The organism is Nostoc sp. 'Peltigera membranacea cyanobiont' 232 (genome assembly GCF_002245985.1).
Classification (GTDB): Bacteria; Cyanobacteriota; Cyanobacteriia; order Cyanobacteriales; family Nostocaceae; genus Nostoc.
On the sequence record NZ_NOLK01000205.1, the window covers coordinates 1 to 12,021 of the forward strand.

Annotated in this window: 9 protein-coding genes and 2 CRISPR repeat arrays; of the genes, 5 read left to right on the forward strand and 4 right to left on the reverse strand. The window is 39.6% G+C overall.

The genetic code is table 11. The annotated features are described in order from the left end of the window. A partial coding sequence (locus CDG79_RS35815) for an NYN domain-containing protein (protein ID WP_143855681.1) occupies positions 1-305 on the forward strand: 305 nt, incomplete at its 5' end. Between the two features lie 66 nt (positions 306-371). Then, positions 372-2,109: a CRISPR direct-repeat array (repeat unit 36 nt; unit sequence GTTTCCAACTAATCCGATTTAACCCAATCGGTAGGG). A 112-nt stretch (positions 2,110-2,221) separates the two neighbouring features. After that, a CRISPR array of direct repeats spans positions 2,222-2,612; the repeat unit is 36 nt; unit sequence GTTTCCAACTAATCCGATTTAACCCAATCGGTAGGG. A gap of 217 nt (positions 2,613-2,829) precedes the next feature. On the opposite strand, the gene cas2 is transcribed toward CDG79_RS35815, so the two are convergent. The 4 genes from cas2 to CDG79_RS35835 all read right to left on the reverse strand — a co-directional run bounded on the left by cas2 (position 2,830) and on the right by CDG79_RS35835 (position 6,611). Then, entirely contained in the window at positions 2,830-3,105 is a 276-nt protein-coding gene (cas2, locus tag CDG79_RS35820) for a CRISPR-associated endonuclease Cas2 (RefSeq protein ID WP_094346346.1), read from the reverse strand. Then, positions 3,106-4,110 carry a CRISPR-associated endonuclease Cas1 gene (cas1, locus tag CDG79_RS35825; RefSeq protein WP_094346347.1) on the reverse strand — a complete coding sequence of 335 codons (1,005 nt, stop codon included), beginning with the start codon at positions 4,108-4,110 and terminating at the stop codon, positions 3,106-3,108. Positions 4,111-4,259: 149 nt separating this feature from the next. Further along, complete coding sequence (locus CDG79_RS35830) at positions 4,260-5,213, reverse strand: reverse transcriptase domain-containing protein (RefSeq protein WP_094346348.1); 954 nt, start codon at positions 5,211-5,213, stop codon at positions 4,260-4,262. Between the two features lie 456 nt (positions 5,214-5,669). Continuing rightward, on the reverse strand, positions 5,670-6,611 hold the full coding sequence (locus CDG79_RS35835) for a hypothetical protein (protein WP_094346349.1): 942 nt from the start codon (positions 6,609-6,611) through the stop codon (positions 5,670-5,672). A 295-nt stretch (positions 6,612-6,906) separates the two neighbouring features. On the opposite strand from CDG79_RS35835, the gene CDG79_RS35840 reads away from it, so the two are divergent. The 4 genes from CDG79_RS35840 (at position 6,907) to CDG79_RS35870 (ending at position 11,898) form a co-directional block, all read left to right on the forward strand. Continuing rightward, on the forward strand, positions 6,907-7,239 hold the full coding sequence (locus CDG79_RS35840) for a hypothetical protein (RefSeq protein ID WP_094333078.1): 333 nt from the start codon (positions 6,907-6,909) through the stop codon (positions 7,237-7,239). Positions 7,240-7,743: 504 nt separating this feature from the next. Beyond that, positions 7,744-8,076, forward strand: coding sequence for a hypothetical protein (locus CDG79_RS45680; RefSeq protein ID WP_094333076.1), 333 nt, complete (start codon positions 7,744-7,746; stop codon positions 8,074-8,076). Positions 8,077-8,917: 841 nt separating this feature from the next. After that, entirely contained in the window at positions 8,918-9,664 is a 747-nt protein-coding gene (locus CDG79_RS35865; RefSeq protein ID WP_094333073.1) for a DUF3598 family protein, read from the forward strand. Positions 9,665-9,681: 17 nt separating this feature from the next. Next, positions 9,682-11,898 carry a two-partner secretion domain-containing protein gene (locus CDG79_RS35870; protein ID WP_189525250.1) on the forward strand — a complete coding sequence of 739 codons (2,217 nt, stop codon included), beginning with the start codon at positions 9,682-9,684 and terminating at the stop codon, positions 11,896-11,898. Positions 11,899-12,021 lie beyond the last annotated feature (123 nt).

Here is a 12,021-nt window from a genome sequence, read left to right on the forward strand (position 1 = left end):
AAGTTATCGGGCTTCCTATCTTAGCGCGACCTGATAGTAAAAGTTTTAAAACTGTCGGTGACGATGTGAAAATCGCTGTTGATATTATTGGCGAAGTTAAAAAAGGAGATGATGTGATTCTTGTCAGTGGAGATGGAGATTTTATTCCAGTTGTTGAAGAAGTTCAGCGTCGCGGTGTGAAGGTTACTGTTGTTGCTAAGAAGAGTATGTTGAGTGAGCAACTTTCTCAAATAGCTGATGAAGTTATTTATTTGGATGATATTCAATACAAGCTCGCTAAGTATAGGAAATTTGATGCAGCTTAGATAAGCTATAGCGATGTTATTAAGCAGACAGAAGCCCTCCATTTAGAGGGCTTTTTTTTGGGTTTTAACTCCAACTAATCCGATTTAACCCAATCGGTAGGGTCTACAAATCTTTTAGGAGATTTAACAAATGTCTAGTTTCCAACTAATCCGATTTAACCCAATCGGTAGGGAGCAGGATTTTAAAAGTGTAATAGAAGCTCGTGCTTTTGTTTCCAACTAATCCGATTTAACCCAATCGGTAGGGCTCAGGCAGGAAAAGTCAACCAGACTCTTGAATTTAACGTTTCCAACTAATCCGATTTAACCCAATCGGTAGGGTAGATCGTAAAAAGTCAAAACAAAATCAAGGACCAAATCTATGTGTTTCCAACTAATCCGATTTAACCCAATCGGTAGGGTTTTTTAGTCGCTGATGGAGGAACATCTCCTCCATCGTTTCCAACTAATCCGATTTAACCCAATCGGTAGGGTTTTAGGTTTAGGAACGTTTGCCGTAGTAAATTTAGAAGGTTTCCAACTAATCCGATTTAACCCAATCGGTAGGGTAGAGGTGGTATAGGTGAATTTGGAAAGTTAGAAAACGTTTCCAACTAATCCGATTTAACCCAATCGGTAGGGTGGTGCTAGTGCGATTGGTTTGTCAACTGATCCTACGTTTCCAACTAATCCGATTTAACCCAATCGGTAGGGGTGGGTGAGTGCAGCGATCCAGACGGATGCTACAAAGTTTCCAACTAATCCGATTTAACCCAATCGGTAGGGGTAACAGTTCAGCAGGTGCGTATGCCAATGTGTCTGAGTTTCCAACTAATCCGATTTAACCCAATCGGTAGGGAATCCCTATCAGAGTAAAATTTGGAAATGAAGAGTTTCCAACTAATCCGATTTAACCCAATCGGTAGGGTTAATTTAGATGGAGTTTCAAAAGTGAAACAACAAGTTTCCAACTAATCCGATTTAACCCAATCGGTAGGGAACTCCAGCAGAAGGGAAAGTTTTTATAGTTAAAACTATGTTTCCAACTAATCCGATTTAACCCAATCGGTAGGGGGGTTAGTCAATTCATAGTCGATTAAAGCTAGTTTATGGTTTCCAACTAATCCGATTTAACCCAATCGGTAGGGCAGGGGTGGCCATTTTTCTTGCCTTCAGACAATCAAAAAGTTTCCAACTAATCCGATTTAACCCAATCGGTAGGGTCTTCAGTTTCAGGTCTTTCAAGCTTTAAGGAGTCAATCCTTTGCTCAAGTTTCCAACTAATCCGATTTAACCCAATCGGTAGGGCCAACAACACGGCTGTGAAGCCGAAAGCCCAGAAACGTTTCCAACTAATCCGATTTAACCCAATCGGTAGGGTCGAGGAAATGATCTTACTGTTCCACTTTCTAACGGTTTGTTTCCAACTAATCCGATTTAACCCAATCGGTAGGGTTGGTTACTGTAGAGTAATCAATTTGCTACTCCCTTGATGTTTCCAACTAATCCGATTTAACCCAATCGGTAGGGTTCAGTTTCTAAGGCGGTTGGAGCGATTGCAGATCGTTTCCAACTAATCCGATTTAACCCAATCGGTAGGGAAAGTGTGTGCCTTCTGTTGTATAAATGAGAATAACAGTTTCCAACTAATCCGATTTAACCCAATCGGTAGGGCAATGTTTGACTACATTTTAACTTGCTTGGCTTGGGTTTCCAACTAATCCGATTTAACCCAATCGGTAGGGTCAACAACCCTAAGCGGAAATCACACCAGCGCTATACAGAATGGTTTCCAACTAATCCGATTTAACCCAATCGGTAGGGAGCCTCAAGGAAAAACCCGTACAGATATTACGCAAGCAGCCGCAAATGCCGCCCATGTAACGTACGACTACGCTGACACAGCATACTACTGTGTTATGAGGAACAGATAAAGAGTTTCCAACTAATCCGATTTAACCCAATCGGTAGGGGCAAAAGTAACCCAGATCAATCTGAGTGAAAGGCCTAGGGTTTCCAACTAATCCGATTTAACCCAATCGGTAGGGAATTCTGGCAAAGCCAAGGTTTTCCTGGAGAACTGGTTTCCAACTAATCCGATTTAACCCAATCGGTAGGGATAAAATTGCGGCAGGAGATGAGCCAACAATTTGTTTCCAACTAATCCGATTTAACCCAATCGGTAGGGTCACCCCTGCCCCGTCCGGACACCCACTGCAAAGTTTCCAACTAATCCGATTTAACCCAATCGGTAGGGTGTGACCCGCTATATTTAGCTGTTCTTAATACAGCGTTTCCAACTAATCCGATTTAACCCAATCGGTAGGGAGTTCGTCTAGGAGCTTTTACCCAGTAAGGGTTTCAGCCGCCAAATCGACACACCTCTAAAAATATTGTACATCCTCCCGAAAAACTTGGTGTATGACATACCTCAAAACCTCTCCCTGTAAGCAATCGACACACCTCAACGAAAAACATAGGGTTTCAGCGATTCGCCGAGGTGTGTAGATGAAGCTGATACAAAACCTCTGAAAATTCCCCAAACCTAGATTACATAATACTTTGGCGGTGGTTTGGGAGATTCACCACCAATCGTTAGCACTCTATTAACAGCCTCCTGAGAAATCCAGTAGAACCGCACATTATCTTCAGATGCCTTAACCCGCTTCTTGACATCATCGTAAAGTTGCCGCATTTCTGACAAATCCAAAAAACATTCAAAAACTGAAAGCTGGATTCTTTGCCCATAACCTTCCAAAAAATTGGATAGTTTTGAACGTCTTTTGTCGTCAGAAATATCATACACAACAATAACTAACATTTAAGCAGCTCTTAAAAAAGGTTCATAACTCACCGAAGATAACAAGCTACGCTTATATCGCCTCACCTGCAACTGAATTGCATGACGATAAGTTACTTGAGATTGCAAATCTGGATGAGAAACTTCTTCATTCATTCGAGTTTCAAACTGCTTCAGAAAAACTTTTCGTGCAGATTGACTTAAATAAATTCCTCCCGTACTAGGAACTAGATCAAAATCTTGTGGTTTGAAGATAGAATTATTTATAATCTTTAAAACCAAACCATCAACGATAGGCGAACGAAATTCCTCCATTAAATCAAATGCTAAATATGGTTTTTGCCTCTCACCATAGTGAAAATTAGCCAAATAGGGAGAAAGCCCTTCTGCAATGATAAAACTTAAAACATTGTTAAATAAAAGAGTATAACCAAAACTCAATAAAGAGTTGACAGCATCGGTTGGTGGTTGACGAAATCTTTGAGAAAAAATAAAAGCAGAATTGGTAATCAACTTGCCAAAAGCCGGAAAATATCTCGCTGCGGCTATTCCTTCATAACCCCGCAATGAATCTAAGTTATCTACAAAATCTAGCGAATCAATATCTTGATTGATTCCGAAGATAGCTTTTTCAACTTCTACTAGTTTGCGCTTGCGGTTGAATCGCATTAATAATTGCTTAGAGTTAATCAGCTTCCCTAAAACAATCGCTTTAGATATGCTAAATTGAAAATAATCATCACTCCGCCTTTGCATTTGGATTAATTGATTATCTAAGTTGGTAGATTCTTCACTCCATAAATGACCGTGGTATTGACCAGACTGACTGAGAAATAGCACAGCAATTTTTTCTTGAAGACAAGCATTAATCACATGGGTTGATAACTGGATATTGCCAAAAACGATAATCTGCTCTACCTCTCGAACGGGAACTTCTATTTTAGGTTTTTCGGAGACATGAATAATAAAGCGTTGATAGTCTTTATATATTGACGTTCCTTGCTCAATTAAATATATAGCTGCCATTTCTCGATTCCAGATATTTTTTTGAAAAGGTGTGATATCCTCGTTGTCGCTGTCTGAAGATAATTCTTGAGCTTCTGTTTCTGCAATAAAGGGTTGGTGTAGAGACGCGATATTAGATTGTATCTCTGGGATATATATCGTCTCAACTTCTAAGGTTGCAATATTTTTTGCTTGGGCTTCTTGTTTAATGCTGGGACTTTTTTTTTACCTTTACTTTTCTCTATCCCAGCTTTCAGCTTCTCTGAGTTAACATCTAGCGGGAAAATCGCATTTTCTAAAAAACCATGACCTAAAAACCGAAAACCCCGCTCAAAATTAGTAATTTGGGTTTTCTCGGCATTCATCATCAATCCCATAGAATCCAAAAGACTGATGATTTCTAATTCTGCTTGTAAAATCCGCTCTTGAGTAGATGCTAAAATGAGAAAATCATCTGCATAGCGCACAAGTTTTAAATCTGTTGCGGTGATAAATTCATCAAATTCATGCAGATAAATATTGGCCAGCATCGGCGAAATTACTGCACCTTGCGGGATGCCTTTTTGGGGTAATATCACTCCCTCTTCAGTTAACACCCCAACTGATACCCAAGATTTAATTAAGCATAAAATGCCCGAATTATCTATATGGATTCTGACTTCTTTTAATAACCTTTGATGAACTATGTTATCAAAAAATTTAACTATATCTGCATCTAACACCCAACAATAACCATTGTCTCGCCAATCAGCTACTTTCTCTACTGCATTGAGGTATGATAAATTAGGGCGGTAAGCGAAACTTGCTGCTGAAAATTTTTCCTCCATGATTGGATAAAGGACATTTAGTAAAGCTTGCTGAACAATTCTGTCCCGCACTGTCGGGATTTTTAACTCTCGCCGACTGCCATTTTTTTTGGGAATAATTACCTGCTTGCAAGGCTGAGGTTGGTATGTACTATTGCTAACACCATCTCGCAATTGATAAATATTAATTGTTTGATTGCTAGCAAATTTATCAATAGTTTCTCCATCTATACCTGCACAACCTCGATTTTCTGCTACTTTTTCCCAAGCGCGTTGAAAATTACTTAATTTCAGAAATTCATTCGCAATTATATCCATAGGAACTCGCAATTTAATTCCTTGTTAAATATATTGCCTGTATGGAAATAGAGGTTTCCAATACTGAAAAATTACGGCTCTTCCGTAGATGTTATGCTGAACTTTAAAGGAAAATTCTGATTTTACCTTTAATAGCAAGGCTTTTGGGCAGTTTTAGTCTTGATTTTATTTCAAAGGTTCAAAATCACAGGTTAAAAGCTATCTTTCTTGCCCAGTAAGGTATCTGAGCTATTTTATAAGCGTTTTTAGCATAACAAGTAATGAAGAACCAAAATTACTGGACTAATAGTTGAGAACGGGCGCTTCAGTTCCCCCAAATCCTTCAACAGGCCACGGGCAGATTCTTCTAAGTTCTTATTTTCCCGTAGCCCAAAATACGCGATTGCTTACCGCTTTCATACACCGAGTTATTTATTGCACTGTTGCATTGTGTATTTGTTGCATTAACAATCGAGTTTACTTTGGCTGTCTCCACGCAAGGTTGTACTCCCTTTCAACAGCCGCCAGCAGCAAAGCGTGCAAGGATGACAGATAAGGTTTGGCTTGTTTCCCCAACCACTGCAACAGCCAATCCACAGAAGAGTCACGGCTGGCCACTTGATGCAACTGCCGTAACCTCACACATAACTGCTGCATGAATTGGCAATCTTCATCAAGCAATTCCAGTAACTTCAGGTGTTCAATCTTCACGGTATAGTCGCCGTCCCATGTCTGGACTGTGCAACTGTATTCGCCAACATCAGTTACCACACCCCAATAACCCGCTTTACCTCTCAAGTCTGGGTTATCCTTTGGCAAAAGAATGCATATTTCACCAATATGGTAAGGATTGGGGATTTTTGGGCTTTCGCGTATTCTATCCACTATACCTTTGACTATGCGACCGGATGGAATCTTATTGCCAGCTTGCTCTACTGCCTGCTGCCATACATCCGCTTGCACAGCAGGTTCCAACTCTGCTTTCGCCAAAAAGCGCAATTGTCGTTCGTTGGTCGGCATTGGAATTTGCCGACCAATGGTCGGCAAAAACTTTTGAAGATTCTCATAAACCACAGTAGCCGAAATCTTCAAGTATGCCGCGTCACGACTATAATTGAAGCGATCGCGGCAATACTCCTCAAAAGTCCGGTGCGTGGAACGATACAGCCGTCTGTCCCTCAACTCCATCAACGCCTGACCTGCTGACAAAAATGCCCTTTCTACCTGACGTTCCAATTGCAAGCGTAAGCTTTGTTCTTCCTCGGTCAACTCTCTTATTTCAACAGCAGTCACCGTAATCGTTGCTGAGGCTAGGTTGTCTTGGCCAGAAGTATTTTCGGGAGCAGAGTCGGTTGCTGGCTTTGGTTCACCAGATGCCAGAGGGATAACTTTCTTGCGTCTAGATGGTGGTTTGTTCATTGCCCCACCTCTAGGCTGACAGCAGTCGAACAAATATTGAGTTGTGTCATCATGGAATATATGTTTTTTATCTATCCCCCAACCTGTATGAAGGATGGGGTTTTTCGTTGCTTTTTATATTTTGCACCGATGAAAGAATACTTTGACGAAAATCAGTCCAATACCACAGTTAACAAGAAACACTTCATAAGTCAGGAACCTGAATTCAATTCTGACTTCTAACTTCTGCCAACCAAATTCAATTTCAGCTTATTCTAGAAATACCCTCTTTAACACACGAGTAAAACAAGGGCTAATGCTTGATTATTTGACGGCGGGTATTGTATTTTGGACGACTTTGTTTGGAGTACAAAAGTCGTTGTTAGAATTTCGCCTGGGTTATCTCGGTCGCTACTGGTTTCTTGCGATTAGTGCTAGCTTACTCCTGAGCTTTTTTCTCTTTGCCCCGATTACTATCACGCTAATCATTAAATTTGCGGTAGATCCATTCAGTTTCCCAGGTAATGTAATTCTCTCAGGAATTGCTGCTTTCATCTTTGGTGTGATTCTCAGTTTGGCGCAGTGGTTGATACTTCGTCAATCCGAAATGACCGAACAATTCGCAATTCGCAATTGCGGACGTAATTGATAATTGATTCATTTAGGGTACAAGCCCCCAAATGAATCAATTATCAAAAGAAACAAAACGTAGTATCAATATTCAAGCCCCCGCATAAATGCGTGGGGTATTATTAATTGCGAATTGCGAATTGCGAATTGGAAAGATTACCGGAGCAACCACAGGAAAGGCTTTGGATTTCTACTGTGAGCGAGTGGAGCAGCGATTAATTCAAATCGAGAGAGACAGGGTAGCAAGAGAAACCAGAGAGAGAGAACGGATAGAAACAGAAAGAATAGAAAGAGAAAAGCAATAAATAGAAAAGCTTGAAATGGAAATTTTAGAAAGAAAAAGGATCTCAAGAGAAATCGCTTTGGAGGAAGAAAGAAAGTGGTATGAAGAATATGGTGATGATGATTTCGATTATGAGGATGAAGATGATGATGAATAATATCTTGGCTTCGTGTTATCAGTTATACAAGATACTACAATCTTAACCATACAATTGCTACTCAATCAGAGTATATATTTAATATGGCTATCAAACACCCTCTTTTACTTGCACTGTTATCCCTTTCTATTATCTGTGTTGATACGCCTTCCGTCTCTGCACTCTATTCACCAATACCTACAACACTGGCATTTATAAAGGATAACCAAAAGTCCCCATCAATCATCTTCTTCCTGCCCAAAGAACACCCTCAACCTGGAGTCGGTTGGGAAATAACCACCAGTTCCGGTGATGCAGAATTAGCCCTAGCACAGCATCTGGTCAACATCGGTGCAAAGGAATACGTCGCTTGGCTTGGTGGTGTCCTCACTGTCACGAACAGAAGTTGCTCTTTGGTAAAGAAGCCTACCAGATAATCAACGACAGTATAAAGGTGGAGTGCGACAAGAGAGGTGTTAATGCTCATCCAGATTGGTGCGATGCGGCAAAAGTCCCCGGTGTACCAACTTGGGTTATCAATGGACATCAGTATAGCGGCGTGCAAAACCTTAAGGATCTTGCGAAAGCTTCTAGTTACAAAGGGGACAAAAATTTCAAGTATGTATACATGCCTATATTTTTTAGTCAACGCACCTTATACTTTTACCCTACACTCCACACCTAGTGTTCATAAGGGTTTCACATGAACAAGAGTGCTATTCCCCTTCTTCATTTGATTCGATATTTAACCCACAAAAACTTAAGTTCAATATCATAACCCCGATCTTCACTAGCCAATAATCTTCTCTAATGTAAGAATTTTCTCCAATGGAAGCTTTATATTCTAGAAAAAATAAACTTTTAGCTTGCTCAAAGATGAGAAATACAGTGTCAAAGAAGATATTGCTCCGCAACTTGCTGTCATAACCATTTTTCGTCTGGTGTTTCAACGTCCACCTAGAAACGCTAACAACTGAATTATGACGACTGAATTCTATTTGGCTCAGTTCTCGATTGATGTTCCCGATTAATGACCGCTAACTTCCTTACAAATATTCCGGTTCTGGAACTATTTTTATTGCTTAACTGCATGGTTTTCAAACCATTAAAAGCACAGGTTCCATCCAACACGCACTCATACAATCTGGCAGGCTATCCCTAGAGATATATTTTTTAATAATCTAACTATTTAGGTGGGAAAAAATTACAAATTGTTTATGACTTTAATTGTTATCCTAGTGCTGATATACTATCGAAAGTCCCCTATTAATCAACATCATGAATTCTAGCATCACAGATCCCCAGCTTCAAAACTGGGAAAATTTTTGTCGTCATCATGCCATAGGAGATTGGCATGGAACTTGGAGTATATACGATTTAGAAGGAAAACTAATTCGTCACTTCCAATGTGTCAGAAGCTTTCAAGTTAGTGCTGATGGCAACGAAGTTAATCACCAGAATCATTATACTTATCCCGATGGTACAACTAAAACAGAAACTTTTGGACCTCATAAAAAACCTATCATTAAATCACTTCATTTTAATGATAGTTTTTCGTGGGGTTCTACAGAAGTTAAGCCCGAAACAATGTTTTTTTTCGAGACTGGCTTTAAACATGGAAGTCAACGGAGGAGCGCAGTTGCTAGATATAACACAGATGCATCATTAGATATTGTAATTATTTCTGAACAATTGAAAAGTTTCGCTCAAGAGTTTTCATCACTTCCAATCAATCAACTCATTAATTGGAAGGGAATAGTTACAGAAATAACGCCTGATTGGATTATCTCAAGTGCAGCAGAAACCTCATGGGTGCAATTAGAGGAGTTAGCTAAAGATTACTTAACATTGCACTTGAATGACAACGTATCGATCAGTATTCCAAAACAGATAGACAGTAATAAAGAGTTATTTTTAGCAACAGAATGGTTAGTCAATCCTACTTTATTACTACGTGGGATTCGTTATTTTGACACCTTCGGGTTTAGAAACTTCACATTAGAAGTCTTCAATCGTCAATTATAAGGATAAAAAAGGGTTTTGTGAAAGTACGTACTATTTCATTTTGGGGCTTTCAAGGTAGTATTCTATCTTCCCTGCTACTTATTTTATCGCCAGCTATTGCACAGATCACACCAGATAAAACACTGCCTGTTAATTCTCAAGTAATACGCCAGGATAATACCAACCAAATTAATGGCGGCACTATAAAAGGGAACAACTTGTTTCACAGCTTTGAACAATTTTCTGTATTGACTGGAACTAGAACTTACTTTAATAATAGTGCGAATATTCAAAATATATTCACTCGGATCACTGGTAATTCGATTTCTAATATCGATGGTATCCTGAAAGCTAATGGCATAGCTAACTTGTTTTTACTCAATCGAAATGGAATTATTTTTGGAAAAAATGCTCGGCTAGAGATTGGGGGTTCGTTCTTTGCAAGTACTGCAAATGCGATTAAATTTAGCGATGGCTTTGAATGGAGAATGAATCCTAGCCAAACTACTCCACTGTTGACTATTAGTACACCTATTGGTTTACAGATTGGGAATAATTCTGGTGCTATTCAAATCAACGGTACAGGTCTTGGGCTAATTGCTCAAAGTACGATCATCTCCCCGTATAGAAGAAATAAAGACGCAACTGGTTTGCAGGTGCAACCAGGAAAAACCCTAGCTTTAGTAGGGGGCGAGCTAACGTTGGAAGGTGGAACTCTGAGTGCTGAACAAGGGCGAATTGAGTTAGGTGCTGTTAATTCTGGTTTCGTAAGTCTTAGTTCAATTACTCAGGAATGGGCTCTACGCTACGAAGAAGTGTCTTTTTTTAAAGACATTAATCTATCTCAAAAGTCTTTATTGGATACTAGTGGAAGTAGTAGTGGTTCTATAGCTTTACAAGGAAAGTCCATCTTTCTGAGTAGTGGCTCAGTACTTCTAGATCAAAATTTAGGCTCTTTCCCTTCGGGCAATATCAATATTAATGCAATTGAGTCTTTTCAAGTCAGTGGTAGCGCTCCAGTTGGAAAATTTATTAGTTTTGTGGGTAGTGAATCACTAGGTTCAGGAAGTGGAGCAAGCATAGATATTCTTACTCAGCATTTAGTCATTCAAGCAGGAGCAGGAATAAGTACTAGAACCTATAGTACTGGTCAAGGAGGGAATATAAACATTAATGCCACTAAATCTGTGCAATTGCTTGGTTTTTTGCCTTTAGATCCTTTGGTTACGAGCGGTATTATAACAACTACTTTTGGTACACAAAAAGCCGGAAATATTGCAGTATCAACAGGTAAGTTACTAAATCAGGATGGAGGATTGATCGCATCTCTCACCACTGGAATTGGAGATGGAGGAGATATAGTTTTGAATGCAACTGATTCTATAGAGTTGACTAACTCTCCACAGTTGATTAATTCGGGACAATACTATGTACCCAGCTATTTAGCATCTCAAACCTTTAATACTGGTATATCTGGCAATTTAACGATAAATACATCAAGGTTAATCGTAGGAGATCAAGCATTCGCCAACACTTCTACATTAGGATTTGGCGATGCCGGAACTCTTACCATCAATGCCTCTGATATGGAGATAAGTGGTTCAATAGGTGCATCCACTACTAAGGCAGATATGGCAACTCAAGAACTATTCGGTTCTCCTCCGATGCCAAGTGGCTCTCCCGGAGAAGTTAATATTAATGCTAGATACTTGAGCCTAACAAATGGTGGACAAGTTAATATCACGAATGAAGGAACAAGTACTGCTGGTGGTAAGCTTACAATCCATGCTGATTCTATTTTTTTAAATAACAAAAGTTCTATTACTGCCTCTACTGCTTCAGGTGTTGGTGGTGATATTCAAGTGAATGTAATAGATTTGCTTTTGAATAACAAAAGCTATATCACAGCATCCGCAGATAATCAAGGCGACGGGGGAAATATCAGAATCAATGCAGATATTATATCTGGCTCAAAAAACAGCAGTATCGCCGCAGATGCCTTTGAGGGTCGTGGTGGAAATATTACAATTAATGCTCAAGGACTATTCTTTTCCGCTGATAGCTTGATTACAGCTAGTTCCAAATATGGAATCAACGGTACAGTTAAGTACAACATTCTTGAGCCTAATATTTACACTACTAAAATAAAAGCAGAAGTGATTCCAATAACTCCTCAAATCACCGCAGTTTGCCCAAGACAAGTAGGCACAGGAAGAAGTAGTTTTGTTGTTAATAGTCGCAATCTACAATCGTAAGGATTCAGGTGGCAGAGTATTGACAAAGGGAACACTTGAGGAGGACTATCATAGATATGAACGAAAACCTGCCTCAAGAATTAGACCGAGAAAGCTTGAACCAGTTATCAAAAGAAGAACTGG